Annotated in this window: 20 protein-coding genes and 4 pseudogenes; 13 read left to right on the plus strand and 11 right to left on the minus strand. The window is 71.5% G+C overall.

Translation table 11 applies throughout. The features are described 5' to 3' along the window. Positions 1-49 precede the first annotated feature (49 nt). The 4 genes and pseudogenes from LNW71_RS26015 (at position 50) to LNW71_RS26030 (ending at position 5851) form a co-directional block, all read left to right on the plus strand. A pseudogene (locus LNW71_RS26015) lies at positions 50-2052 on the plus strand (pectinesterase family protein). Between the two features lie 72 nt (positions 2053-2124). Next, on the plus strand, positions 2125-3459 hold the full coding sequence (locus LNW71_RS26020) for a sugar ABC transporter substrate-binding protein (protein ID WP_250970438.1): 1335 nt from the start codon (positions 2125-2127) through the stop codon (positions 3457-3459). A 141-nt stretch (positions 3460-3600) separates the two neighbouring features. After that, positions 3601-4425, plus strand: a complete 825-nt coding sequence (locus LNW71_RS26025; RefSeq protein WP_250970439.1) for a rhamnogalacturonan acetylesterase — start codon at positions 3601-3603, stop codon at positions 4423-4425. Positions 4426-4489: 64 nt separating this feature from the next. Next, positions 4490-5851 carry a pectate lyase gene (locus LNW71_RS26030; protein WP_250970440.1) on the plus strand — a complete coding sequence of 454 codons (1362 nt, stop codon included), beginning with the start codon at positions 4490-4492 and terminating at the stop codon, positions 5849-5851. Between the two features lie 242 nt (positions 5852-6093). Here LNW71_RS26030 and LNW71_RS26035 read toward each other — a convergent pair whose 3' ends face one another. The 4 genes from LNW71_RS26035 to LNW71_RS26050 all read right to left on the minus strand — a co-directional run bounded on the left by LNW71_RS26035 (position 6094) and on the right by LNW71_RS26050 (position 9171). Then, positions 6094-6939 (minus strand): pectate lyase, encoded by an 846-nt coding sequence (locus LNW71_RS26035; protein ID WP_250970441.1) that lies wholly within the window; start codon positions 6937-6939, stop codon positions 6094-6096. 119 nt (positions 6940-7058) lie between these two features. After that, on the minus strand, positions 7059-7781 hold the full coding sequence (locus LNW71_RS26040) for a hypothetical protein (RefSeq protein WP_250970442.1): 723 nt from the start codon (positions 7779-7781) through the stop codon (positions 7059-7061). Next, positions 7781-8353, minus strand: a complete 573-nt coding sequence (locus tag LNW71_RS26045) for a SigE family RNA polymerase sigma factor (protein ID WP_250970443.1) — start codon at positions 8351-8353, stop codon at positions 7781-7783. Before LNW71_RS26045 ends, LNW71_RS26040 begins: the two co-directional genes overlap by 1 nt. A 197-nt stretch (positions 8354-8550) precedes the next feature. Continuing rightward, positions 8551-9171, minus strand: a complete 621-nt coding sequence (locus LNW71_RS26050; RefSeq protein ID WP_250970444.1) for a helix-turn-helix transcriptional regulator — start codon at positions 9169-9171, stop codon at positions 8551-8553. Positions 9172-9600: 429 nt separating this feature from the next. On the opposite strand from LNW71_RS26050, the pseudogene LNW71_RS26055 reads away from it, so the two are divergent. Then, positions 9601-11060 (plus strand): annotated as a pseudogene (locus LNW71_RS26055) (NCS2 family permease). A 148-nt stretch (positions 11061-11208) separates the two neighbouring features. Here the strand turns inward: LNW71_RS26055 and LNW71_RS26060 are convergent. The 6 genes and pseudogenes from LNW71_RS26060 to LNW71_RS26085 form a co-directional block, all read right to left on the minus strand. Further along, complete coding sequence (locus LNW71_RS26060) at positions 11209-12660, minus strand: penicillin-binding protein 2 (RefSeq protein ID WP_250970445.1); 1452 nt, start codon at positions 12658-12660, stop codon at positions 11209-11211. A gap of 89 nt (positions 12661-12749) precedes the next feature. Next, positions 12750-13412, minus strand: a complete 663-nt coding sequence (locus LNW71_RS26065) for a response regulator transcription factor (protein WP_250970446.1) — start codon at positions 13410-13412, stop codon at positions 12750-12752. Continuing rightward, the gene (locus tag LNW71_RS26070; RefSeq protein WP_250970447.1) at positions 13409-14668 is read right to left on the minus strand and encodes a histidine kinase; all 1260 of its coding nucleotides are present in this window, start codon (positions 14666-14668) and stop codon (positions 13409-13411) included. Before LNW71_RS26070 ends, LNW71_RS26065 begins: the two co-directional genes overlap by 4 nt. Continuing rightward, positions 14665-15665: pseudogene (locus LNW71_RS26075) on the minus strand (hypothetical protein). The gene LNW71_RS26070 and the pseudogene LNW71_RS26075 overlap by 4 nt, the downstream one beginning before the upstream one ends. Positions 15666-15779: 114 nt before the next feature. Next, a complete protein-coding gene (locus tag LNW71_RS26080) occupies positions 15780-16253 on the minus strand; it encodes a GNAT family N-acetyltransferase (RefSeq protein ID WP_308294520.1) in 474 nt (157 codons plus the stop codon). Between the two features lie 2 nt (positions 16254-16255). Then, entirely contained in the window at positions 16256-17026 is a 771-nt protein-coding gene (locus LNW71_RS26085; protein ID WP_250970448.1) for an IclR family transcriptional regulator, read from the minus strand. Positions 17027-17182: 156 nt separating this feature from the next. Between LNW71_RS26085 and LNW71_RS26090 the strand changes: the two genes are divergently transcribed. The 4 genes from LNW71_RS26090 (at position 17183) to LNW71_RS26105 (ending at position 21444) form a co-directional block, all read left to right on the plus strand. Next, a complete protein-coding gene (locus tag LNW71_RS26090; protein ID WP_308294521.1) occupies positions 17183-18703 on the plus strand; it encodes an aldehyde dehydrogenase (NADP(+)) in 1521 nt (506 codons plus the stop codon). Next, a complete protein-coding gene (locus LNW71_RS26095) occupies positions 18700-19311 on the plus strand; it encodes a DUF1349 domain-containing protein (protein ID WP_250970449.1) in 612 nt (203 codons plus the stop codon). Before LNW71_RS26090 ends, LNW71_RS26095 begins: the two co-directional genes overlap by 4 nt. A 306-nt stretch (positions 19312-19617) precedes the next feature. Further along, the gene (locus LNW71_RS26100; protein ID WP_250970450.1) at positions 19618-20583 is read left to right on the plus strand and encodes a polysaccharide lyase family 1 protein; all 966 of its coding nucleotides are present in this window, start codon (positions 19618-19620) and stop codon (positions 20581-20583) included. Between the two features lie 231 nt (positions 20584-20814). Beyond that, on the plus strand, positions 20815-21444 hold the full coding sequence (locus LNW71_RS26105; RefSeq protein WP_250970451.1) for a hypothetical protein: 630 nt from the start codon (positions 20815-20817) through the stop codon (positions 21442-21444). Positions 21445-21547: 103 nt separating this feature from the next. On the opposite strand, the gene LNW71_RS26110 is transcribed toward LNW71_RS26105, so the two are convergent. Continuing rightward, the gene (locus LNW71_RS26110) at positions 21548-22996 is read right to left on the minus strand and encodes an MFS transporter (RefSeq protein ID WP_250970452.1); all 1449 of its coding nucleotides are present in this window, start codon (positions 22994-22996) and stop codon (positions 21548-21550) included. A 70-nt stretch (positions 22997-23066) separates the two neighbouring features. Between LNW71_RS26110 and LNW71_RS26115 the strand changes: the two genes are divergently transcribed. The 4 genes and pseudogenes from LNW71_RS26115 to LNW71_RS26130 all read left to right on the plus strand — a co-directional run bounded on the left by LNW71_RS26115 (position 23067) and on the right by LNW71_RS26130 (position 26522). Then, positions 23067-24038 carry a GlxA family transcriptional regulator gene (locus LNW71_RS26115; protein WP_250970453.1) on the plus strand — a complete coding sequence of 324 codons (972 nt, stop codon included), beginning with the start codon at positions 23067-23069 and terminating at the stop codon, positions 24036-24038. Beyond that, entirely contained in the window at positions 24035-24544 is a 510-nt protein-coding gene (locus tag LNW71_RS26120; protein WP_374119451.1) for an N-acetyltransferase family protein, read from the plus strand. The genes LNW71_RS26115 and LNW71_RS26120 overlap by 4 nt, the downstream gene beginning before the upstream one ends. A 107-nt stretch (positions 24545-24651) precedes the next feature. Next, on the plus strand, positions 24652-25371 hold the full coding sequence (locus LNW71_RS26125; RefSeq protein WP_250970454.1) for a DsbA family oxidoreductase: 720 nt from the start codon (positions 24652-24654) through the stop codon (positions 25369-25371). 92 nt (positions 25372-25463) lie between these two features. Further along, positions 25464-26522: pseudogene (locus tag LNW71_RS26130) on the plus strand (aminotransferase class V-fold PLP-dependent enzyme). The last annotated feature ends 1 nt before the right edge of the window (position 26523 follow it).

Consider the following 26523-nt stretch of genomic DNA (forward strand, 5'->3'; position numbering starts at 1 on the left):
CACGGAGCACGTCCACCCTGCCTGATCCGCATGTACAGGAGCCGCACCGATGCACCTGAGCAACAAGCGCACCAGAGCACGAACCCTCGCCACGGCCTTCGCCCTGGCCGCCGCATGCCTGGTCCCGGCGGCCCCGTCGGCGGGCGCCGCCCCGCAGCCCCCGGCCGGCCCCGCCGCCGCGCACGACACCTGGCCGGACACCGCGCACGGCTTCGCCTCACTGGCCGGCGGAACCACCGGGGCAGCGGCGGCAAGGTCGTCACCGTCTCCACCCAGGCCGACCTGGTGAAGTACGCGGCCGCGCCGGAGCCCTACGTCATCCGGGTCGCCGGCGCCGTCGCCGTCGAGCCGTTCGGCCACGACATCGACGTGACCTCGGACAAGACCATCATCGGGGTCGGCGACACCGGTGAGATCGTCCACGGCGAGCTGCACCTGAACCCCGGCACCCACAACGTCATCATCCGCAACCTCACCATCCGCGACTCCTACGTCGAGGGCGACTGGGACGGCAAGACGACCGACTTCGATGCCATCCAGATGGACACCGCCGACCACGTCTGGATCGACCACAACCGCCTCACGCACATGGGCGACGGACTGCTCGACATCCGTAAGGACAGCGAGTACATCACCGTCTCCCACAACCTCTTCGACAACCACAACAAGGCGTTCGGCATCGGCTGGACCGAGAACGTCAAGACGCAGATCACCATCGACCACAACTGGTTCCGGGGCACCAAGCAGCGCAACCCCTCCGCCGACAACTGCGCCTACGCCCACCTCTACAACAACTACCTCTCCGCGCAGGTCGCGGACGGCGACCCGGTGTGGACGTACGGCAACTGGGCCCGCGGCGCCACGAAGATGGTCATCGAGAACAGCTACTACCGGGACGTCCAGCACCCCTACCAGGCGGACGCCACGGCCGAACTCCTCCAGCGCGGCTCCATCCTGAGGAACACCACGGGCCGCACCGACGCCTGGGGAGACGCCTTCGACCCGCGCACCCTGTACCCGTACCACCTGGACCGCGCGGCCGACGTGCCGAAGCTGGTCACCCGCGACTCCGGACCGCAGAAGGACATCGGCACCGAGACCGTGCTGCGGGTCCCGGAGCAGTACGCCACCGTGCAGGCCGCCGTGGACGCGGTGCCCGCAGGCAACGACGGCCGGATCACGGTGCGGATCGCGCCCGGCACCTACCGCGAGCACGTCAGGATCGGCAAGGACCAGCCGTACGTCTCGCTCGTCGGCACCGGGAAGCGCCGCTCGGACACCCTCGTCGTCTTCGACACCCCGTCCGGCGAGCTCAAGCCGGACGGCACCACCCAGGGGTCCTGGGGGAGTGCGACCGTCGTCGTCGAGGGACACGACTTCAGCGCCCGCGACCTCACCTTCTCCAACGACTTCGACGAGGCCTCCGTCGAGCTGAACGGCGAGCAGGCCCTCGCCGTGAAGACCACCGGCGACCGGCTGACCTTCGAGAACACCGCCTTCCTCGGCAACCAGGACACCCTGATGACCGACACCCCGGTCCTCACCCAGCAGGCCCGGGTGTACCTCAGGGACGTCTACGTCGAAGGGGACGTCGACTTCATCTACGGCCGCGCCACCACGGTCATCGAGCACTCCGTGATCAGGGCGCTGAGCCGCGGCTCGGCCACGAACAACGGCTACGTCACGGCCGCTTCGACGTGGAAGGAGAACCCGTACGGCTTCCTGATCACCCGCAGCACGATCATCAGCGACGCCCCCGCGGACTCCTTCCACCTCGGCCGCCCCTGGCACCCGAGCGGGAACCCCGACGCGGTCGGCCAGGTGCTGATCCGCGAGACCCGGCTCCCCTCGGCGGTCAAGGCCACGCCGTGGAGCGAGATGAGCGGCTTCCCGTGGCAGGAGGCCCGGTTCAGCGAGTACCGGACGTACGGACCCGGCGCCGCCGTCACCGCCGACCGGCCGCAGATGACCGCCGCGGACGCCGCGCACCACCAGGTCGCGGACTACCTCCGGGGCGAGGACGGCTGGGCGCCGCAGGGCGCACACCGCTGAGACCCGGGCTTCGGCACACCCCCCATGCACGGCAACCCGGCACCACAGAGAACCGAGAGAGAAGAGCCGACCATGAGAATCTCGAAGACGCAGCGGGGGCGTGCCGCGGCAGCGGTGTCCATCGCGGCGGTACTCGCCCTCACCGCGACCGCCTGCGGTGACGACGGCAGCGAGAGCGGCACCGAGGGCAGCGGCAAGGGCGAAATCACCTTCTGGGACAACAACGGCGGTCCGCGCACCGCCATCTGGACCGAGATCATCAAGGACTTCGAGAAGAAGAACCCCGACATCAAGGTCAAGTACGTGCCGATCCCGATCGCCGACGTGCAGTCCAAGTACGACACGGCCATCGCGGGCGGTGGCCTGCCGGACGTGGGCGGTGTGGGCACGGCCTACCTGGCCAACATGGTCTCGCAGGAGGCCCTGGACCCGCTCACCGACCGGATCCAGGGCTCGTCCCTGAAGGGCAAGCTCGTCGAGGGCATGGTCGAGAGCGTCAAGGACGCGGGCGGCCGGGGCGACGACATGTACACGGTGCCCACCTCCGCGAACAACGGCGCGCTCTGGTACCGCACCGACCTGTTCAAGTCCGCCGGCCTCGAAGCACCCACCACCTGGGCCAACTTCTACAAGGCGGCCGACAAGCTCACCGACGGCAAGAACAACAAGTTCGGCTACACCATCCGCGGCGGTGCGGGCTCCATAGCCCAGGCCATGGACGCCGCGTACGGCCAGTCCGGCATCACGGAGTTCTGGAACGGCGACAAGACGACGCTCAACGACCCGAAGAACGTCGCCGCGCTGCAGAAGTACGTGGCGCTCTACAAGAAGGCGACGCCCGCCGCCGACGTCAACAACGACTTCACCAAGATGGTCGCCCAGTGGGACACCGGCACCATCGGGATGCTCAGCCACAACCTCGGCTCCTACCAGGACCACCTGAAGGCGCTGGGCAAGGAGAAGTTCGCCGGCATCCCCAACCCCACCGGCGACAACGGCACCCGGGTGCAGGTCTCCAACCCGGTCGACGGCCTCGGCCTGTTCCGGTCGAGCAAGAACAAGACGGCCGCCTGGAAGTTCATCGAGTTCGCCGCCTCGCACGAGGCGAACAGCAAGTGGAACGAGTCCGCGGGCGCCATCCCGGCCAACACCGAGGCCGCCAAGGACCCGTGGATCAGCGCGGCCGCACCGACCGAGCTCGCCGCCAAGGCCCTCACCGACGGCTCGACCAAGATCGTGCAGCTGCCGTACTACCTGCCCGACTGGAACAACATCAGCAAGGCGGACAACGAGCCGGAGTTCCAGAAGCTGCTGCTCGGCAAGGTCACGGCCAAGGCCTTCCTGGACAAGATCGCCGAGGAGCTGAACAAGGCCCAGGCGGAGTGGAAGGAGCTCGGCAACGGCTGATCCGGCCCCTCGCAGGCCGGCACCCCGGTGCCGGGGGCCGGCGGCGGGGCGCTCCCGCCGCCGGCTCCTCACCTCCCGCAACCCCGCACCGCAGCTACGTCTCGCACGTGTCCGTACGCTCCACGAGAGAGGCAGCTCCCCGTGTCACTCACCCGCAGACGCACCGCAGCCGCACTGGTCGCGCTTCCGCTCGCGCTGGCCGCCACCCCCGCCGTCGCGCACGGCCCGGGCGGGCGCCCCCGCCCCCGCACCGTGCACATCGCGGGCGATTCGACGGCCGCGCAGAAATACGCCGACGCGGCGCCCGAGACCGGCTGGGGGATGGCCCTGCCGTTCTACCTGGGCCGGCCGCTCGCCGTCGCCAACCACGCCATGAACGGCCGCAGTTCGAAGAGCTTCATCGACGAGGGGCTGCTCACCGCGCTGCTGGAGGAGGTGCGTGCGGGCGACCTCCTGCTGATCCAGTTCGGGCACAACGACGAGAAGACCGAGGACCCGGCCCGCGGCACCGACCCCTGGACCACCTACCAGGAGCACCTGCGCAGTTACGTGCGCGGCGCCCGGGACCGCCGGGCGCAGCCGGTCCTGCTCACCCCGGTGGAGCGCCGCCGCTTCGCCGCCGACGGCACGGCGACGCCCAGCCACGGCGAGTACCCGGCCGCGATGCGCGCCCTGGCCGCCGAGGAGCGCGTGCCCCTGCTCGACCTCCAGGCGCTCACGCTCGCGCGCTGGCAGGAACTGGGCCCGGACGGCACCCGGGAGTACTTCAACTGGCTGGAGCCCGGGGAGTCGCCCAACTACCCCGACGGACAGCAGGACAACACGCACTTCCAGCCGCGCGGTGCCATCGAGGCCGCCCGGCTCGTCGCCGGGGCGCTGCGGGACGAGCGCGTCCTGACCCCGCGCGACGTACGCCGTACCGGCTCCCCGGTACCCCCCGAGTGGATCACCTGGCCACAGGCCTGACCACTCCCCACGGCCCCACAGCACGTCTCCATCGCCGCACCACCTCACCGTCGAAGGATTCGCCATGCCCGCACGCATGAGTCATGCCCGTGCCATTGCCCTGGTGATGGGCTGCGCCTCACTGGCGCTCGCCGTGTCCGTCCCCGCCCAGGCCACCGGACACCATCAGGGCTCCGGCCACGGCCACCCCGCTCCGCACCGCAGCGGCATCGAGCGTGCCGTACTCGCCGGGGGCGACGGCTGGGCCGCCGCAGACGGCTCCACCACCGGCGGCGCCAGGGCGACCCGCGACCACATCTACACCGTCTCCGACCGGGCCGAACTCATGGCCGCGTTCGCGGACGCGGGCGACGCGCCCAAGATCATCCGGATCGACGGCACCATCCACGGCAACGCCGACGCCGCAGGTGACCCGATCGACTGCGAGGCCTACCAGACCGACGGCTACACCCTGGACGCGTACCTGGCCGCGTACGACCCGGCGACCTGGGGCACCACCGAGGTCCCCAGCGGACCGCTGGAGGAGGCCCGGCTCGCCTCCGCCGCCCTGCAGAAGGCCGCCGTCGAGGTCGCGGTCCCCTCGAACACCACCCTGGTCGGCGTCGGTGACGACGCCACGGTGATCGGTGCCAGCCTCCAGGTGCGGGACGTCTCGAACGTCATCGTCCGCAACATCTCCTTCGAGGACACCTACGACTGCTTCCCGCAGTGGGACCCCACCGACACCGCCACCGGGGCCTGGAACTCCGAGTACGACAACCTCGTCGTCACCGGCTCCAGCCATGTCTGGGTCGACCACAACACCTTCAGCGACGGCGACCGGCACGACGCCGACCAGCCCCGCTACTACGGCCAGCTGTTCCAGCAGCACGACGGCCTCTTCGACATCGTGCGCGGCGCCGACCTCGTCACCGTCTCCTGGAACGTCCTGAAGAACCACGACAAGACCATGCTCATCGGCAACAGCGACAGCGCCGCCACCGCGGCGATCGACCGCGGAAAGCTCCGTGTCACCCTGCACCACAACCTCTTCCAGGACCTCAAGGAACGCGCGCCCCGGGTCCGCTTCGGCGCCGTCGACTCCTACAACAACCACTTCGTCGCCACCGCCGGCAGCGCCTACGGCTACAGCTACGGCGTGGGCATGGAGTCCCGGATCGTCGCCGAGCACAACGCCTTCACGCTGGCCGCGCAGGTCGACCCGGCCACCGTCATCAAGAAGTGGAAGGAGTCCCCGATCACCGCCGCGGACAACTACGTCAACGGCCGCAGGACCGACCTCGTCGCCGTCCACAACGCGGGCGTTCCCGAGGAGCAGCTCACCGAGGGCGCCGGCTGGACGCCGGTCCTGCGTACCCGGATCGACAACCCGCGCGCCGTCCCGGGCATCGTCGGCCGCGGAGCCGGAGCGGGCCGCTTGCGCTGAGCAGCGGGCAACGGGAAGGGGTGGGGGCCGGCCGCGGCCCCCACCCCTTCCCCGTCCGGCAACTCCTAGGGCGTGTTTTGAAAGTCCCGCCTGCCCGGCGGCGCCTGGCACGCACGCTCGCGGCGTTGCGGAAATGCCCTAGTAGCTCCGCTACGAGGCCACATCCGCGCCTTGCGATCGCACGCACCAGGCGCCGCCGGGCCCGCCCTTCGGGGCGGACGACGCTACTTTCAAAACACGCCCTAGCCGTAGGAGATGTCCGAGGCCGAGTACTTGCAGTACGTGCCGTCCGGGCCGCTGCCCGTCTCCTTCGGCTCGGCGCCGCTGTCGTTGCCCGTGTAGCGGACGCACGGCTTGATCTTCTTGCTGCTGTCGCCGTGGATACGGACGGAGCGCAGCGTGGCGGTGTCACCGTAGTTGGTGTTGATCCCCACCAGGGACTTGCCGGGCGCCGTCACATCGACGTCGCTGACCGTGATCGTGCGCTTGTACTGCTTGGAGCAGTTGCCGCAGGACCGCACGAGCTTGCCGAAGTCCGAGACCTGGAACCCGCTGACGGTCAGGCTGCCCGCGCCGTTGAACTGGAAGACCTTGTCGTCGGCGCCCTTGGCCCCGCCGCCTGTCACCTTGTACACGGCCCCCGACGAGGTGCCCTTGAAGGATGCGGCGTCCTCGCCGACGTCCTCCCACCAGACGTTCTGCAGGGTGCAACTGCCCAGGCAGTGAATGCCGTCGGCGGCGGGGGAGCCCACGACGACGTTCTTCAGGACAGCTCCGTCGGCCAGTTCGAAGACCGGGTCCTGGTCCTCGCTCTGGCCGCCGTCGCCCAGGTCCCCGCTGCCGTAGAAGCGCTTCAGTCCGCCGTCGTACGTCCCGGAGACCTCGATGGTCGCCGGGACCGCCTGCGAACCCGCGGGAGTGGGCCAGCCGGCAACGGCGGCGGTGGGGGCCGCGTCGGCCGACTGGACCAGGAGGCCGGTGGTGAGCGCGGCTCCGGTGAGGGCCAGTGCGGTGGCCGAGGCGGAGATCATGCGGCGGCGGCCGGTGCGCCGCGCACGGCCGGCGGGTGGTGCGGCTCGTTTCGTCATATCCGTGTCCCGTTCCTCGATGGTGGGGGGAGCGTTGCGCTCCTTGGTCGCCACCGCAGGGAACAAGGGTTGCCGGGATCCGCTGTTTCTTTTTCCGCCGGCGGCCGGCCGGCGGCGGGTCAGTGGTCCCGGCCGAAGCGGTCGCCGACCGAGACCCGTTGACCGGAGGTGCGGACCGCGTGCGCCGTCAGGTAGTCGCCCGTCGCGTCCCGTTCGCCCTCCGCGTGGTTGTACTGCCCGGCGAACATGTGCGTGCCGGCCGGGACGGTCCGCCCCGGCTTCAGCGCCCACCGGTAGACCAGGAAGCCCCCGTCCTCGGTCGCCGACACGGAGAAGTCCTCCTCGGGCAGCGAGCGCCAGGAACCGGTGGTGCTCACCCCGCCGGTGAGCGCGATCCGCAGCTCGACGGTGAGTGAGGAGAGGCGCTCGGCCGTCTTCAGCGTGACATTGCTCTGCGCCCAGTACGCGTTGCTGTGCGGGTCGACGGCGCCGTCCGTCCACAGCGGACCGTCCTCGCTGCGCAGCGCACCGCCGGGCACCGGCTGGGTCGCGGCCCCGCCGGTCGCCGTGGGGGAGGCCGGCGGGGCCGCCACCCGCTGCCCCTGCGAACCGCCGTCACCGGCGGAGGTGACGGCGAGCGCACCGACCGCCAGCACCCCGCAGACCGCCGCCGTCGCCCCCGCCACCCGCAGCCACGGCGTCGCCGCACGCGGCGGGCGCGACACCCGGGACGACGGGCGGTCCCGCGTCATCCCCCGCTCGATGCGGGCCAGCATCCGCTCCCGGTCGGGGCGGTGCGCCTGGGCGGCGTCCCTCAGCCGTCGGGGCAACTCCTCGTCCATCACTGACTTCCTCCGGTGCGCTGCGCCGCGACGGCCACCTGTACGTGCGCGGCGGGCGTATCGGGACCGAGCAGCCGTTGCAGTTCCGCGACGGCGCGCGAGGTCTGGCTCTTCACCGTACCCACCGATATCCCGAGCACCAGCGAGGTGTCCCGCTCCGACAGGTCGAAGGCATGCCGCAGCACCACACAGGCGCGTTTGCGGAACGGCAGTCTGCGCAGCGCCCCCTGCACATCGACCACCGCCGACACGTCCGGACCGTCGACCGCGTAGCCGTCCGCGCCGCCGCGCGGCGCCCAGAACAGCGCGATCCGGCGGCGCTCGCGCACGGCACTGCGGATCCGGGTCCTGGCCAGGTTGGCCACCACCCCACGCGCGTACGCCACCGGATGGTCGGCGTTCCTGACCCGGTCCCAGCGGTGCCAGAGCGCCAGCAGGGCGTCGGCGGCCAGATCGTCGGCGGCATCGGCCTCACCGGTCAGCAGGTGGGCGAGCCGGGCGAGTTCGGCGTAGTGGGCCTCGAAGAACTCATGGAACTCGGCGGCAGCGGCATCGTCGACGGATGTGCCCACGGGTATGTTCTCCCTGCATCCGAATCCGTGCGCTCAGGCCGCCGGCTGTGTCCGGTCCGGTCAGGTCCGCAGAGCGCGGTGGGTGAGCGTACCAGCGCACCCCGGAAGCGCTTCGACGCGGTGCACAACCAAGTTAGGCGTATCCCGGCGAAAACCTGAACCCTTCGGACCAAGGTCAACTGCCCGCACCCGGCCGCTCACTGGGAGGGCGGGAGTTTCGACCAGAAGTGGTCCAGGATCTCTTCGAGGTAGCGCTGCCCCGCCGCGCCCGAGGCCGATGAACCGCCGGCCCTGCTCAGGGTCGCCGCCATCAGCGCCTGGTACTCCTGGTGCATCTCGCGCAACGGGCCCGACAGCTCCTTGCGGTCCACGGACAGCAGGCGGGCGATCGGGCGGGTGTGGGCCTGCCATCGCGTGCTGACCGCGTCGTGCAGCAGCTCTGCCAGTTCCCCGTTCAGTCCGGTCACCGTGATGAAGTCCCGCGGGCTGAGCGTGAGGACCGCGGCGAGTGCCGCGGACTGGCGGCTGTTGCCGGCCCACTCCCCGGTCGACTCCATGAGCAGGTAGGCGTGCACCTCCAGGCCGGTGGCGCGGGCTATGTCCTCGACGGCGAGCCCGCGCGCGAGGCGGTGCTCCCGCAGGGTTCGCGGAGCCCCGATGAGCTGACTCGGAGCACACCACAACGCCCCTGCCAGTGCGGCGAGTTCGCTCGCAGAGGGGTGGGCGGTGCCGCGCTCCCAGTTGATGATGTGGTCCGCGGTGACGTGGGTCATCCCGTAGGAGGCGTACATGCCGTAGGCCACGTGCCCGGGAGCCATGCCCAGGCTCTCGCGGAGCGCCCGGGCGGCACGTGCGTTGAAGGGAGGTGCCGGATCGTCTGAGGGGGATGCTGCACGGGCACAGGTTAGGGGCGACCGTCGTGCTGGCCATTGCCTGGTGTCACTAATTTTCGGATTTAGCGGAAATGCGCGCGCTTTCCTTTGTAGGAAATGGCGAGGGGAAGTGTCGAAATGGTGCGTCTCGAGATATCTGGGAAACCTGAACTCCCTTTGCCGTAGGGGAATCCGGCACCCTTCCGGCGTGCGTATGATCCGCACACACGTCCTGTCGCCGTATGTGCGTTCGTCCATGACGTCCGCTGTCCGGATACCGGCGTGTCCCACCAGTGCGTTGACTCCTGCCGTGCCGTGCGCCTGCGCGGGGGTGTGCACTCCTCGCGGCTACTTGTAGACATCACAGGAGAGACCATGCAGACCATTGCGACCGGCAAGGCGGATCCAGCCGGACCGCCTGCCGCAGGATCCGGATCGGGATCGGCAGTTGACCGCTATTTCCGGATAACGGAGCGCGGTTCGACGTACGCAAGGGAGATACGCGGCGGGTTCGCCACGTTCTTCACGATGGCGTACATTCTCGTGCTGAATCCGATCATCCTGAGCGGCGCCAAGGACAAGTTCGGCGACCAGCTCGATGCGGTCCAACTCGTCACGGCCACGGCTCTGGTGGCCGCCGTGATGACAGTGATCATGGGGTGGGCGGCAATCTGCCGTTGGCTCTGGCTGCCGGGCTCGGACTCAACGCCGTCGTCGCCTTCCAGATCGCGCCGCTCATGAGCTGGGACGACGCGATGGGCCTCATCGTGCTTGAGGGCCTGCTGATCTGCGTTCTCGTCCTGACGGGGCTACGAGAAGCGGTGATGCACGCCATCCCGCAGCCGCTCAAGCAGGCCATCAGCGTCGGCATCGGCCTGTTCATCGCCTTCATCGGCTTCGTCGACGCCGGATTTGTCACACGCATCCCGGATGTCGCCCGAACCACCGTGCCGGTCCAGCTCGGTACCGGCACGCTGAGCGGCTGGCCCATGCTGGTCTTCTGCGCCGGGTTGCTCCTGACGATCGTGCTGCTCGCCCGCAAGGTCAAGGGTGCGATCCTCATCAGCATCGTCCTGATGACCGTGGTCGCCGTGGTGGTCAACGAGTTCGCCGAGGTCAAGTCCTGGGGCCTGACTGTGCCCGAGATCCCTGACAAGGTCGTCGCCTCGCCGGACTTCGGGCTGCTGGGCAAATTCGACCTGTTCGGCTCGTTCGGTCAGGTGAGCGTGCTGACCGTGGTGCTGCTGGTCTTCACCCTGATCCTGTCCGACTTCTTCGACACCATGGGCACCGTTGTCGGCGTCACGGCCGAGGCCGGACTGCTCGACGAGCGTGGCCAGGTCCCGGGCCTGGGACGGGTGCTGTTCATCGACGGCGCGGCCGCCGTCGCGGGCGGCGCGGCCTCCGCCTCCTCCGCCACGACCTACATCGAGTCGGCCGCGGGTGTCGGCGAGGGCGCGCGCACCGGCTTCGCCAACCTGGTCACCGGCGGCCTGTTCACACTCGCCCTGTTCCTCACCCCGATCCTGACCATCGTGCCGATGCAGGCCGCGGCGCCGGCGCTGATCGCGGTCGGATTCCTGATGATGACCCAGGTCAAGCACATCGACTGGGACCGCTTCGAGCTGGCCATCCCGGCCTTCCTGACCATCGCGGTGATGCCGTTCACGTACTCCATCACCAATGGCATCGGCGCCGGCTTCATCGCGTACGTCGTCATCAAGGCGTGCCTCGGCAAGGCGCGCGAGGTGCACTGGCTGCTGTGGGGCACCTCGGTGCTCTTCGCGGTGTACTTCGCCATTGACCCGATCGAGCAGCTGCTCGGAGTGAAGTAGAGACGCCCCCAGGCACCGCCCGATTCGGGCGGTGCCTGGGGTGCGGGCCAACGGGTGCGCAGCCCCGTGTGGCCCGCGACGGTCCCGGAGCCGGCGTCGTCACCGGGGGTGCGGAAGCGCTTCGCAGCCCGGACGTCACGCCCGCGTGTCATCTCGCCAACGCGGCCTTCATCATCTTCTGCGCGATCGGGGCCGCGAGGCCGTTGCCGCTGACCTCCGACGCGGCCGAACCGGAGTCCTCCACGATCACCGCGACCGCGACCTGCTGGCCGCTCGAGTCGTCCTTCGCGTACGAGGTGAACCAGGCGTACGGGGTGTTGCTGTTGCCCACGCCGTTCTCCGCGGTGCCCGTCTTGCCGCCCACCTCGGCCCCGTCGATGCGGGCGTTGGTGCCGGTGCCCTGCTCCACGACGGTCACCATCGCGCTGCGCAGCTGCTCGGCCGTGGACGAGGAGACGACGCGCTTCATGTCACCGTCCGCGAAGTCCTCCAGCGTGCCGCCCGAGGCGTCCGTCACCTTGGAGACCATGTGCGGCGCCGCCAGCTCGCCGCCGTTGGCGAGGGCCGCCGAGACCATGGCCATCTGCAGCGGTGTCGCGGTGACCTCGAACTGGCCGATGCCCGTCAGCGCCGTCTGCGCGTCATCCATCCTGGCCGGGTAGAGGCTCTCCGAGGCCCGGACCGGCACGTCGAGCTTCTCGGTGTTGAAGCCGAACTTCTCCGCCATCGCCCGCACCTTGTCCTGGCCGAGGTCGGCGGCGACCTTGCCGAAGACGTTGTTGCACGAGTACTGGAGCGCGACCCGCAGCGAAGCGTTCTCGCAGGGCGCGGAGGCGTTCTCGTTCTTCAGGGGGGTGCTGGTGCCGGGCAGCGTGTACGGGGTGGGGCTCTTGGTGTGCTCGTCGACCGAGCTGTAGAGACCGTCCTCGAGCGCGGCGGACGCCACCACCAGCTTGAACGTCGAACCGGGCGCCAGCGGCTGCCGCAGGGCGCGGTTGACCAGCGGCTTGTCCGGGTCGGCCAGCAGCTTCTTCCAGGTGTCGCCGTCCGTCGTCCCGCTGATGTCCGAGGGGTCGTAGGACGGGGAGGAGACCATGCCGAGGATCTGCCCGCTCTTCGGGTCGATCGCGACGGCCGCGCCCTTGTCGTCGCCGAGCGCGTCGTGCGCCGCCTGCTGCACGTCCGGGTCGATGGTCGTCAGGACGTCGCCGGGTTCGGTCTTCTTGCCGGTCAGCATGTCCAGGGGGTTCTTCAGCCGGTCGTCGGTGCCGTCCAGCACATGGCTGTAGATGCCTTCGAGCTGGGTGGAGCCGTAGGCCTGTGAGCCGTAGCCGGTGACGGCGGCGTAGAGGTCGCCCTGTTTGTAGGTGCGCTTGTACGCGAGATCGCTGCCCTCCGTCCTCTTCGATCCGGTGACCGGCGAACCGGCCACGATGATGTCGCCGAGCGGCTGCGCGTACTGCGCGATGGTGTTCCGCCGGTTGTGGTCGTCGTCTGCGAGCGCCCGTGCCTGGTACGCCTGCACCCAGGTCGCCCGCCCCAGCAGGGCGAGGACCAGCAGCAGCGAGAAGACCGAGGCGCGCCTGATCGTCTTGTTCATCCCGTACAGAGGACGTGCGGGGCGCGGCGGACCGTTCCCGGGTGTGCCGCTTCTCACCCATTCCTCATCGGCGCCGCCGCGGAGCCGGATCAGCCCGGTGTGATGAACCCCGACTCGTACGCCGCGATGACCGCCTGGGTGCGGTCCCGGGCGCCGGTCTTCGCCAGGACGGCCGCCACATGGGTCTTCGCCGTCGCCGGGCCGACCCGCAGCCGCGCGGCGATCTCCGCGTTGGTGAGGCCGGTCGCCATCAGCCGCAGCACGTCCGCCTCCCGGTCGGTGAGCCGGGCCACCCAGGCGGGCGCGGCGGACGGCTGCCGCCTCCCGTACTCGGCGGCCAGAGTGCGGACCGCCGCGGGGTAGAGCAGCGAGTCGCTGCGGGCGACCAGCCGCACCGCCTGCACCAGGTCCTCGGCCGCCGCCCGCTTGAGCAGGAAACCCGCCGCCCCCGCGTGCAGGGCGTCGTACACGTAGGAGTCGTTCTCGAAGGTGGTGACCACGACGATGCGGGGCGCCGGATCGAGCGTGGCCAGGATCTGCTCCGTCGCCCGGATCCCGTCGATCTCCGGCATCCGCACATCCATCAGCACCACGTCGGGGCGCAGGTGGCGCACCACGGAGACGGCCTCGGCGCCCGTCGACGCCTCACCGACGACCTCCAGACCCGCCTCGGCGTCCAGGATGGCCCGCAGGGCGGTACGCACCATGCGCTCGTCGTCGGCGACCACGATCCGGACCGTCGGCGTACTCATCGCTGCTCCTGTGCGGGTGGGTGCAGGGGGAGGCGGGCGGTCAGCCGCCACCCGCCGTCGTGCGGTCCGGCCTCGGTACGGCCGCCGAGCAGTACGGCCCGCTCGGCGATGCCGCGCAGCCCGCGACCGCCACCGGGGCGCACCGGGAGCGGCCGCCCGGGAAGCGGGCTGTCCATGACGATCTCCAGTTCCCTCGCGTGCACCGTCATGCGCAGCCGGACCGGCGCACCCCGCCCGCCGTGCCGGAGCGCATTGCTCAGCCCTTCCTGCACGATCCGGTACGCCTGACGCGCCACGGCCTCGGGCACCGAGCCCGGGTCGCCCTCGGCGGCGTACGAGACGGGCACCCCGCAGTGGGCCAGCAGCCCGTCCAGCGCGTCGAGCCCCGGCCCCGCCGGCTCGTCGGCGTCCCCCGACGCGTCCTCGCCGCGCCGCAGCAGCCCGAGCACGGAGTCCAGCTCGCCGACCGTGCGCCGGGTCGTCTCCTCGATCGCGGTCAGGGCCTCGCGGACGAAATCCGGGTCGCTGTCCAGGACCCGGCGGGCCGCGCCCGCCTGGAGGGTGACGGCGCTGAGCGCGTGGCCGACCGAGTCGTGCAGTTCCCGGGCCAGCCGGTTGCGCACCGCGAGATCGGCCGCCCGGCGCTCGGCGGCGGCCAGCCGGTCGTCGGGGGTCGGCCCCAGCAGCACCGGCGCCCGGTCCGCCAGCAGCGCCCCGGCCGCGGCCGCGCAGCCGGCCAGCGCCGCCAGCATCGCGATCCCGGCGAGCGGAGCGAGGGCCACCAGCCACGGCCGGTCCAGCGCCTGCGGCATGTGCAGCATCCGGGAGTTCCGCGTGGTCGCGAAGAACGGCAGCAGTGTCACGCCCACCGCGAAGGGGGTCAGGGCCAGCGTCATCCCGCTGACGATGCCGCCGAGCGCCACGTGCAGGGTGTACCAGAGCGCCGTACGGACCCGCGCCTGCCGGGTCCTGGCCGGCCCGTCGGCCAGTTGCTGGTGCGGCGCCAGACCGCACAGCGCGCGGGCGGCGGCCACCGACAGCGGCCGGGCGAGCGGGAAGAACGCGGTCACCGCGGCCATCGGCAGGGCGAAGGCGAAGGCGGTCAGCTGATTGACCGGCGAGCTGAAGACATTGGCGTCCGCGCTGTACGAGCCGACGATCACCGTGCCGACCAGGAAGTACGGCATCAGCAGGGCGCCGCCGATGATCAGGTGCAGCCAGCGCAGCCGGGCCCGCGGCCCGAGCAGCAGCGTCACGCCCGGAGGCCGGCGGGCGGCCGGATTCCCGCCGCGCGCTCCACGAGGAAGTACCCGCCCAGGGTCATCACCAGCGTCCCGACCAGCATCTGCACAGCGTAGACGAGCACCATCGCGGCAGTGGGCTGATGGGCGATGTCGTCGACATTGCTCAGCGAGGCGATGCTCATCCAGCCGCCCCAGCAGGCCATCGCCCCGGACCCGCCCCAGGCCAGGGCGAGCGGCACCCGCAGTGCCAGCGCGGAGCCGCGCCGGAAGGCGAGGAGCAGGACCCCGGCGACGGCGGCGGCGGCGAAGAGGACGTCGACCGCGTCGAGCACCTGGGAGCCACTGGTGCTCTCGTCGATCACGGCCTCGTTGAGTCCGGTGGTCGAGCCGGCGGCCCAGAGCAGATGCATGGTGCCGGGCACCAGGGCGATCAGCGAGGCGGCGACGGCGGCGGCCCGCAGGGCGGGGCGGTGGGGCTGTCGGGCAGCTCACGCAGCGTGCCCTGCCAGAGGTGACCCCAGCGGTCCCTCGCGTACAGCGCGAAGAGGGTGCCCAGGGTCAGGCCCTGGATGATGAAGCCGGTGTAGACGACGGCGAAGACCCATTCGTCCAGGAAGGGACGCGCGGACCCGCCGGTGGCGGTGATCTCCCCGCCCAGCGCCTTGACCAGCAGCTGCAGCGGGTAGCCGGTCATGATCGGCAGCAGCAGGCCGGTCGCCGCCCACATCGGCAGCGCGAGCAGCCAGGCGGGCACGCGGCGGCCCCAGGCCTGGGTGAGCAGCAGCGCGATGACCACGACCGCGCTGTCCATCAGGACCGAGAGGCTGTTGGCGACGATCATCGTGGTGCGGTGGTCGAGGAGCGAGCTGCCGTCGGGGACCCCGAGGTGACTGCCCGAGATCCAGGCGGCCTTGAGCAGCATGTAGGGCAGGCAGGACGCGATCGCGACGCAACGGAGCGCGGTGCGCAGGCGGCTCGTGACCGGCGCGGCGGCCGCCGGTTCCGGCATGGGTGCGAGCGGTGTCTGTGTCATGACGTCCACGCTCGCGCGCGGGCCGTCCGGGCACGTCCTGCCCGGCGACGATCCGCCTCCGCCGCACGGCGGAGACGCACCGCCCCGCCCTCACCCCGGCAGGGTGAACAGCAGCTCGTCCGTCTCCTCGCCACGCGCGTGCGCGTAGCCGTGGTCCTTGCCCGTGACCGTGAACCCGCACTTCTCCAGCACCCGCCGCGAGCCCGTGTTGTCGGCCGCGGCACGCGCGTACACCGGACGTTCCGGTACGGCGTCGAGCAGCGCCCGCAGCGCGGCGGTGGCCAGACCGCGGCCCCACTGCGCCCGGTCGATCCAGTAGGTGACCTGGCGGCTGTCCGGCGGTCCGTACATCCCGGCGCTGCCGACCACCGCACCGTCGGCGAGCACCGTACGCATCACGACGGACCCGTCGGCCAGGATGCGCGCCCAGTGGGCGTCGAACGCGCGCCGGTCGGTCGGGTCCTCGCTGGTGAAGGCGGCGGTGCGGACCGACTCGGGGTCGGCCATCCAGGCGAAGAACAGCGGCAGGTCGCCGTCCATGACCGGGCGCAGTGAGACATCCACGGTCAGAGCCTCCGGGTCGCGAGCGTCAGCCGGTCGCGGGCGTCGAACAGGGCGTCCTTGACCATCTGCTCGTGCGCGGGAGTGAGCCGGGCGACCGGCACCGAGCAGCTGATGGCGTCACGCGACGGGGTGCGGTAAGGGATCGCGACGCCGAAGCAGCGCAGCCCCAGGGTGTTCTCCTCGCGGTCCACCGCGTATCCCTGCTCACGGATCAGGTGCAGCTCGTCGATGAGCTTCTCCCGGTCGGTGAGGGTGTGTTCGGTCAGCGCGGGCAGCGTCTCGGGCAGCATCTTGCGCACCTGCTCGTCGCTGTGGGTGGCCAGCAGCGCCTTGCCGAGCGAGGTGGAGTGCGCGGGGAGCCTGCGGCCGACGCGGGTGAAGGGGCGCAGATAGTGCTGGGACTGGCGGGTGGCGAGGTACACCACGTTCGTCCCGTCCAGCCGGGCCAGGTGGATGGTCTCCGTGGTGTCGTCGGAGAGCCGGTCCAGGGTGGGGCGGGCGGCCGCGACCACCTCGTCGCCGTCGATGTAGGACGTGCCGACCAGCAGCGCCCGCACCCCGATGCCGTACCGGGTCCCGGTCGCGTCCGTCTCCACCCAGCCCAGCTCGACCAGGGTGCGCAACAGCATGTAGAGGCTGGACTTGGGGTATCCCACGGCCTCCTGGACCGCCGCGAGCGAGTGCATGCCCGGCCGCCCCGCGAAGTACTCCAGCAGTTCCACCGTCCGTACCGCGGACTTGACCTGTGCCCCACCAGACTCGGCAACCGACATATCGCCCTACGCCCCTTCCAGCCCACTTACGAAACCTGCGACTTCTTGCCAACACCGAACGCCCGGAAATAGAGTCGCTTCATATTCACGATCAGGAACTATGTTCAGAATACCGAACAACTTCTGATGTGTGGCAGTGGAGCGGAAGGAAACACGGTGGCAGCAGCACCAGTCTGGAGCGTCGACCCCCGCACCGGGAACCCGCGTGAGCAGGTTGCGGTGGAGGCTACAGCGGAGGAGGTCGACCGAGCGGTCCGGGCTGCTCATGCCGTACGCGCCTCGCTCGCCGACCGCACCGTGCGGGCCGCGTTCCTGCGCACCGCGGCGGATCTGCTCGCCGAGGCCGGCGAGCACGTCATCGAGGCCGCCGACGCCGAGACGGCGCTCGGCCCAGCCCGGCTCACTGGCGAACTCGCCCGTACAGCGGCTCAGTTGCGGGCCTTCGCGGAGGTCGTGGACGAGGGTGCCTACCTCGACATCCACATCGACCACGAGGACGCCACCCGCACCCCGCCCTGGCCCGACCTGCGCCGCTACAAGATCCCGCTCGGGGTCGTCGCCGTCTACGCGGCCAGCAACTTCCCGCTCGCCTTCTCCGTCCCCGGCGGCGACACCGCCAGCGCCCTCGCGGCCGGCTGCCCGGTAGTCGTCAAGGCGCACCCCGACCACCCCGCGACCTCCGAACTGTGCGCCTCCGTGCTGCGCCGGGCCGCCGCACAGGTCGGGCTGCCCGAGGACGTCCTCATCCTGGTGCACGGCTTCGAGGCGGGCGTCGAACTGGTCCGCCACCCGCTCGTCAGCGCCGCCGGTTTCACCGGCTCGGTGCGCGGCGGGCGCGCCCTCTTCGACGCGGCGGCGGCCAGGCCTGCCCCCATCCCGTTCCACGGCGAGCTCGGCTCCCTCAACCCCGTCGTCGTGACCGAGGCGGCCGCCGCCGAGCGCGGCGAGCAGATCGGTGCCGGGCTCGCGGGCTCGATGACCATGGGCGCGGGCCAGTTCTGCACCAAACCCGGATTCGTGCTGGCCCCGGCCGGCGAGCCCGGCGACCGGCTGCTGAAGGCCCTCACCGAAGGGGTCAGCAACAGCGAGGCCGGCGTCCTGCTGGACCACCGGATGCGTGACGCCTTCCTCGCCGGCGTGCGCGAGCGGGCCGCACTCCCCGACGTGGAGGCCCCGGTCACGCCGGGTGCGGGCGGCGAACACACCGTCGCTGCGGGCTTCCTGACCGTGCCCGCCCAGCTGCTCACCACCGAGGGCCCGCACGACGCGCTCCTGGAGGAGTGCTTCGGCCCGGTCACCGTCGTCGCCCGCTACACCTCCGACGACGAGATCACCGCGGTCCTGTCCCGGCTGCCCGGCAACCTCACCGCCACCCTCCAGACCGCCACCGAGGAGGAGGACGGCAGCGCCGCCGGCGTCCTCGCCGCACTCACCCCGCTCGCCGGCCGCGTCCTGGTCAACGGCTGGCCGACCGGCGTCGCGGTCGCCCCCGCCCAGCACCACGGCGGCCCCTACCCGGCCACCACCTCCACCTCCACCTCGGTCGGCGCCACCGCGATCGAGCGCTGGCTGCGCCCGGTCAGCTACCAGACCACGCCCGAGGCGCTGCTCCCGCCGGAGCTCCGCGAGGACAACCCGCAGGGCCTGCCGCGCCGCGTGGACGGACGGCCCGCATGACCCTGCGACTTCCCGAACTGCCCTTCGGACTCGAAACGTTCGGACCCGCGACGGGGTGGAGTTACGAATCCGGCGCGCTCACCGGCCGCGCGGGCGCCCGGCAGGACCGCTTCGTCCCGCCGGGCGGCGCGGCCCTGGACCCCGCGAGCGACGCGCCCCGACTGCTGGGCGCCGCCCCGGCGGGCGACTTCCAGCTGATTGCCCGGGTGAAGGTGGGCTTCGCCGGCGCCTTCGACGCGGGCGTTCTCTACCTCCACGTCGGCGACCGGGAGTGGGCCAAGATCTGCCTGGAGCTCTCCCCTGACCGCCCCACCATCTGCACCGTCGTCACCCGGGGCCACTCGGACGACGCCAACTCCTTCGTGGTGGACGGCGACACCTACTGGCTGCGGCTGAGCCGCACCGGCAAGGCCTTCGCCTGCCACGCCTCCGCCGACGGCGAGAAGTGGACCTTCGTCCGCGTCTTCACCCTGGGCGACCCGGCACAGGCCGCCGCCGCGTCCATCGGCTTCCTGGTCCAGTCACCCACGGGAGACGGCTGCGAGGCCTCCTTCGACCACATCGCGTTCCGCCCGACGGGCCTGTCCGACCTCCGGGACGGCAGCTGACCCGCCCGCGCACCGAAGCACACCGACGCCCCCGCACTCCGGCAACGGAGAGCGGGGGCGTCGCCTATGTGGCCGGAACCTCCGGACGAAGCGGGCCTGTTGCCGGACGAGCGCGGCGAGCGTTCCCGGGCGAGCGCGGCGAGCGGGTAGGTGCGGGCGTCGGAGATCGGACCCCCGACCCGGCAACCCCCTGCCCCCCGGCGGCGACAACTGAGGGACAGCGGAAAGCGCGCGGACGCACCACGCCGCGTACGAGCCGCACGGAACAGCACCCTCCCCCGCACGCCGTCGTACCGAAGGGACATCATGCGCACCCACCTCCGCAGCCGCGGTCTCACGGCCCTCGCCGCCACAACCGTCGCCGTCGTGGCCGTCGCCCTGCTTCCCGGCTCCGCCGGGGCCGCCGACTCCGCCCCCGTGGGCTACGGGGCCGGCACGACCGGTGGCGGCAGCTCCGCCGCCGTGACCGTCACCAGCCTCGCCGCCTTCAAGACGGCCGTCACCGGCACCGCCGCCAAGACGGTCAAGGTCAGCGGCATCATCTCGCTGAGCGGCCAGGTCGACGTCGGCTCCAACACCACCGTGCTCGGCGTCGGCTCGTCGTCCGGATTCACCGGCGGCGGGCTGCGCCTGAAGAACTCGACGAACATCGTGATCCGCAACCTCAACATCAGCAAGCCGGTCGCCCCCGCGGACGGGATCACCGTCCAGAAGTCCACCAAGGTGTGGATCGACCACAACTCCTTCTCCGCCGACCGTGACCACGACAAGGACTACTACGACGGCCTGCTCGACATCACCCACGCGTCCGACCAGGTCACCGTCTCCTGGAACACCTTCAAGGACCACTACAAGGGCAGCCTGGTCGGTCACAGCGACAGCAACGCGAGCGAGGACACCGGCCACCTGCGGGTGACCTACCACCACAACTACTTCGACAACGTCAACTCCCGTATTCCCAGCCTGCGTTTCGGCACCGGGCACTTCTACGACAACTACGTCGTGGGAGCCTCGACCGCGGTGCACTCCCGCATGGGCGCCCAGATGCTGGTGGAGAACAACGTCTTCCGCAGCACGGAGGTCGCCATCACCACCATCCGTGACAGCGACGAGGACGGTTACGTCGTGGAGCGCGGGAACGACCTCGGTGGCGCGGCCACCGAGATCTCGCAGGTCGGTACGTTCACCAAGGCGCCGTACTCGTACACCGCCGAACCGGCCTCGTCCGTCGTCTCCTCGGTGACCGGCGGAGCGGGCACCGGCAAGATCTAGGGCCTCTCGTCGGACCGTGCCCCCACCCCGACGGGGGCACGGTCCGCCGCCGGAAAAAAGCCCTGCTCGTGCCCCACCACCCGTGAGAGTCTGCCGACGGCCGATCGCCGAACCGTTGGGGGAGAGACACGTCATGGCTGTGCATCTGATCGGGGGCGGCTGGGACGAGGACGTCGCGTCGCTCGTGTACGGACCGTTCCTCGCCGAGGCGGGGCACGACGCCGTGGTGGGATGTCTGCTCGTCGACGAGGGGACGGGGCCGAGCAGTTCGCCCGCTACGAGGCCGTGCTGCGCGGGGTGGCCCCGGAGTGCAGGCCGGTGCCGCTGCTCGTGCCGGTGGGCGGCTCGTTCGCGCCCGGGGCTCTCTCCGGAGTGGACGGGCTGCTGGTCGGCGGCGGGCTGACGCCCGCCTACCAGGACGCGCTCGCCCCGGTGGCGGCAGCGGTGGCGCGGGCGCTCGCCGAACGCCCGCTGCCGTACGCCGGATTCTCCGCGGGAGCCGTCGTGGCCGCAGGCCGCGCCCTGGTCGGGGGATGGCTGGACCGCGGCGTACCGGTCTGCCCCGATGACGCCGCCGAGGACCTCGAAGAGATCGAGGTCCGCGACGGCCTCGGCCTCGTCCCGCACACCGTCGAGGTGCATGCCGCGCAGTGGGGGACGCTCGGGCGCCTGGTCGCGGCCGTCGCCCGCGGCGACGCGGCCTGCGGCGTCGCCCTCGACGAGAACACCCTGCTGACCGTGGAGAGCGACGGCCGCGCGCTGGTGGCCGGGTCCGGGCAGGCGCATCTCGTACGGAGCGCCCGGGCTACCGGTTCCGCCACGGTGCGCGCCTTCCGGGCGGGGGAGACGTTCACGGTCTGAGCCGGCCGCCGACTCCCCGGCCACGACGCACCCCTGCGATCCGTGGCCGTGGCCGTGGCCTAACGAAGCGGCTACACCTCGGAGTTCGCCTCCGCCAAGGCGTTCAAGCGCGAGTACGGGATGGTTCCGGGGCGGTACCGCCGTGCGTCGGGCCGACGGCGGCCGGGCCCGGTGCCTGCGTCCCGCCGCGCGGCAGCCGGGTCGTGGCCAGGGCGGTGAGTGAGAGCAGCGCCGCGCTGATCAGCAGGCTCGCCCGGAGCCCGTCCCCGAAACCGTTCGCGACCAGGGCGCCGAACGCCGCCACGCCCAGCCCGCCGGACACCTGGCGGGCGGCATTGAGCACGCCGGCGGCGACCCCGGCCCGCTCGGTCGGCACGGTCTCCATCATGGCCGCGGTCAGAGGCGGCAGGGCCAGTCCCGCACCCAGGGCGAGCGGCACCAGGAGTACGGCCGTCAGCACCAGCGAGGTATCCGGGCCGACGAACAGCAGCAGCAACAGACCGCTCACCGAGATCAGTTGGCCGACCAGCATCGGCAGGCGCGGCCCGTGCCGGTTCGCGAGTCTGCCGGACAGCACGTTCACCACCACCAGCAGCCCGGTCATCGGCAGGAACATCAGCCCCGCGGTGAGCGCCGACCGGTCCCGTACCTGCTGGAAGTAGATGCTGAAGACGAAGACCATGCCGTAGAAGGCCAGGCTGAGGGCGGATCCGGCAGCCACCGCCACCGCCGCGGTCCGGTTGCGGAAGAGTCCCAGCGGGACCACCGGGTGGGGCTGCCCGGACTCGATGCGGAGGAAGGCGGCCAGTCCCGCCACCGCGACCCCGAGGGCGATCAGTGCGACCGTCCCTTCCTCGATCACCGCGAAGGCCAGTGCGGCCAGCGTCAGTACGGCGGTCAGCTGGCCGGGCAGGTCCAGCGGCGCGGGGCGCCGCGGCGAGCGCGGCAGCCGGAAGGTGAGCGCCAGCGCGAACAGGCCCAGTGGCAGGTTGATGAAGAAGATGGCCCGCCAGTCCCAGGCCGTGGTCAGCGCGCCGCCGACGACCGGGCCGAGCGCCCCTGCCGTCGTCCCGCCCGCCGCCCACAGCGACACCGCGCGTCCGCGCTGCGCGGGCTCGGCGTACGCCTGGCGGACCAGCGCGAGCGTCGTCGGCAGGACGACCGCGGCCGCCACGCCCTGGACGACCCGGAACGCGATGAGCGCCGGCAGGTCGGGGGCCAGTCCGCAGGCGGCGGAGGCGAGTGTGAACAGGGCGATCCCGAGCGCGTACGCCCGGGTGGCACCGATCCGGTCGGAGAGCGCGCCCGTGGAGAGCAGCAGCGCGGCGAACGCGATCGTGTACGCGTCGACCACCCACTGCAACCCGGACATGCCGCCGCCCAGATCCGCACCCATCGAGGGGAGCGCCACGTTCACCACGGACGCGTCCAGCATGATCAGCGCGAAGCCGAGGAGGGAGGCGAGAAGGGTGAGGGCGGGGGTGGGCCGGAACCCTTCGGCGGGCAACTCGCGGGAACCGGGAGGGGCTTGTCGGGCATTCTCTGTGGACATGACCTCAGCCTGGCGCCCGGCGAGCGCCTACAGTAGTGGCCTGAATGCCATACCTCCGGAGGTTCTGGCCATGCCGCCTGCGCACCGTGTCGTCGTCATCTCGACACCGCCCGTGTCGATGTTCAACATCGCGATCCCCGAGATGCTGTTCAGCAAGGTCGAGATCGACGGCAGCCCCGGCTACGAGACGCTGTACTGCACCCTGGACCCCGGGCCCGTCCGCACCAGCGGCGGACTCGACGTGCACATCGAGGGCGGACTCGACCTCATCGCGACGGCGGACACGGTGATCCTCGCGGGCGCCGGCTCGCGCGAGGAGCCCGACCCCCGCATCGTGGCCGCCCTGCGCCGCGCCTCGGCCGACGGCAGGCGCATCGCGTCCATCTGCACCGGCGCCTTCGCCCTCGCCGAGGCCGGTCTGCTCGACGGCCGCGCCGCCACCACCTACTGGACGTACACCGATCAGCTCGGCAACCGCTACCCCCGCGTCGACCTGCAGAAGGACGTCCTGTTCGTCCAGGACGGCCCGGTCCTCACCTCGTCCGGATACGCGGCAGGCATCGACCTGTGCCTCCACATCATCCGTACCGACTACGGCGCCGCCGTCGCCAACCACGTCGCCCGCCTCACGCTCGTCGCGCCGGTGCGGCCGGGCGGGCAGACGCAGTTCACCGACACCCCGCTGCCGCCCGAGCGCGGGGTCTCGTTCGCCTGCACCCGCGCCTGGGCGATGCAGCACCTGGACGAGCCGCTGACCCTGACCGACCTGGCCCGCAACGGGGGCGTCTCCGTCCGCACGCTCTCGCGCCGCTTCCACGCCGAGACCGGACTCAGCCCCCTCCAGTGGCTCCTGCACCAGCGCATCGAACGGGCCAGGGAACTCCTGGAGACCACCGCCCTTCCGATGGACCAGGTGGCCCGCGCGAGCGGTCTCGGCACGGCCGACTCGATGCGCCAGCACATCCAGCGCAGGCTGGGCCTCACCCCGAGCGCCTATCGGGCCTCGTTCACCAGAGTGGCCACGGCCGCAACCTCCGAATGACAGGGCGCGTCCCCTTCACCATGATCCGAATAGCGACCCCGGCCGATCTCGACGCCATAGTCCACCTGCACACCGAGGCACGCGCCACCTACTACCGGGGCCATCTGCCCGAGCAGGAGTACGCGGGCGCCGAGGAGGTCGGCCGCAGCAAGGGCGGCTGGGCGAGCGCCATCGACCGGGACGGCGCCACCGTGCTCTGCGCCGAGCGGGACGGCGCCCTCGCGGGGATCGCGGCCCACTCCGTACGCGACGGCGTCATGCACCTCTCCCAGCTCCACGTGGCACCGGCCCACTGGCGCGAGGGCGTGGGGACCGAGCTGCACGACGCGTGCGTGGCGGCCTGGCAGCGGGACGGTGTGACGGAGGCCCGCCTGGAGGTGTTCGTCCACAACACCCGCGCCCAGTCGTTCTACGTGGCCCACGGCTGGACCCCCGACCCGGCGCACCCCCGCGCGGGCACCCACCTGGTGCTGCGCCTCGCGGTGCCGGCCGCCGCGCACCCGTAGCGGGAGGGGCCGGGGAATGACGGCGTCCGGACTCGCGTTCCCCGGGAGCGGAGGGTTCCTCCGTGCTGTGCGAGCAGCCGCCCGAGAGCCTGGAGAGAAGAAGAGTCATGCGCGTCGAGATCTGGAGCGACATCGCCTGCCCGTGGTGCTACATCGGCAAGGCCCGCTTCGAGCAGGGCCTGGCAGGGTTCGCCCACCGCGACGAGGTCGAGGTGGTGCACCGCTCCTTCGAGCTCGACCCGGGGCGCGCCAAGGGCGACACCGTGCAGGTCATCGACATGCTGGCGCAGAAGTACGGCCGCACCCCCGAGGAAGCGCGGTCCATGGAGGCGAACGTCGCGGCCAACGCGCAGGCCGAGGGGCTCGGCTACCGCACCGAGGGGCGCGACCACGGCAGCACCTTCGACATCCACCGGCTGCTGCACCTGGCCAAGGCCCGCGGCCGCCAGGACGAGCTGCTGGGCCTCGCCTACCGGGCGAACTTCGCCGAGGAGCGGTCCGTCTTCGACACCGACGTGCTGGCCGCGCTGGCCGTCGAGGCCGGCCTGGACGCCGACGAGGCGCGCGCGGTGCTCGCCGACCCGCAGGCGTACGCGGCCGAGGTGCGGGCCGACGAGCAGGAGGCCTCCGAGCTGGGTGCCAACGCCGTGCCGTTCTTCGTGCTCGACCGGCGGTACGGGATCTCCGGCGGTCAGCCCGCCGAGGTGTTCGCCCAGGCGCTGGAGCAGGCGTGGCAGGACCGCGCGCCGGTCGTGACCGGCGGGGACGCCGCGGCGTGCGACGCCGACGGGGCGTGCGAGGTCCCGTCCGGCGGGGGCAACGGCTGATCCGCAACGGCCCGCACGCATAAGCATTGCTTGGGGCGACCCCTTAACTATTGGTGATTGACTATGAATTAAGGGGGCTTCAGGCTGAACGCATGACGATCACTTCGCTCAGCCGCGCCGTCGAAGCCGAGTTCGCGCCGGAGACCGCCTACCTCAACACCTCCAGTTGCGGGCTGCTGCCCCGCCGCACCGTCGAAGCCGTGAAGGCCCTCGCCGAGGGGAACGCCACCGGCCGCAGGGACGGTGCGGGCGACTTCGAGGCGGCGGACGGGGCCAGGGAGGGCTTCGCCCGGCTCGCCGGTGTCGACGCCGGCCGGGTCGCGGTCGGCAGCTCGGTCTCCGTCCACGTCGGGCTGATCGCCTGTTCGCTGCCGGCCGGGGCCGAAGTGCTGGCTCCTGAGGGGAGTTCAGCTCGGTCGTCACCCCGTTCGCGGTCCGCGGCGACCTCCGGGTGCGCTATGTCCCGCTGGCGGACCTGGCCGACGCCGTGCGCCCCGGGACCGCGCTCGTCGCCTTCTCCTGCGTGCAGTCCGCAGACGGGCGGATCGCCGACCTGGCCGCGGTGCGGGAAGCGGCCGCGGCCCACGGGGCCCGGACGCTGCTGGATGTCACCCAGTCCGCCGGCTGGCTGCCGCTCGATGCCGGGGCGTACGACTACACGGTCGCGGGCGGGTACAAATTCCTGCTCTGCCCGCGGGGCGCGTCCTTCCTCACCGTCGCCGAGGAGGCGCAGCAGTCCCTGCCGCCGGTCTTCGCCGGGTGGGTCGCGGGCGAGGACCGGTGGGGCAGCACCTACGGGCCGGTCGCGAAGCTCGCGTCCGATGCCCGCCGCTACGACGAGCCGCCCGCGTTCCTCTCGTACCACGGCGCCGAGCAGTCCCTCGCGCTGCTGAACGAGGTCGGCATCGACGCCGTCCATGACCACGCCACCGGGCTCGCGGCCCGGTTCCGCAGTGGTCTCGCCGGGCTGGGGCGCCCGGCCGTGCCGGGGACACCGCCGTCGTCGCGGTGCCCGGACTCGGGACCGGGCGGCGGAACTGGGACGGGCCGGGGTGATGGTCTCCGACCGGGCCGGCAATCTGCGGGCGGCCTTCCACCTGTACAACACCGAGGCCGACGTGGACCGCGCGCTGGACGTGCTGTCGGGCTGAC

It is taken from the genome of Streptomyces sp. RKAG290 (assembly GCF_023701695.1).
In the GTDB taxonomy this organism is placed as follows: Bacteria; Actinomycetota; Actinomycetes; order Streptomycetales; family Streptomycetaceae; genus Streptomyces.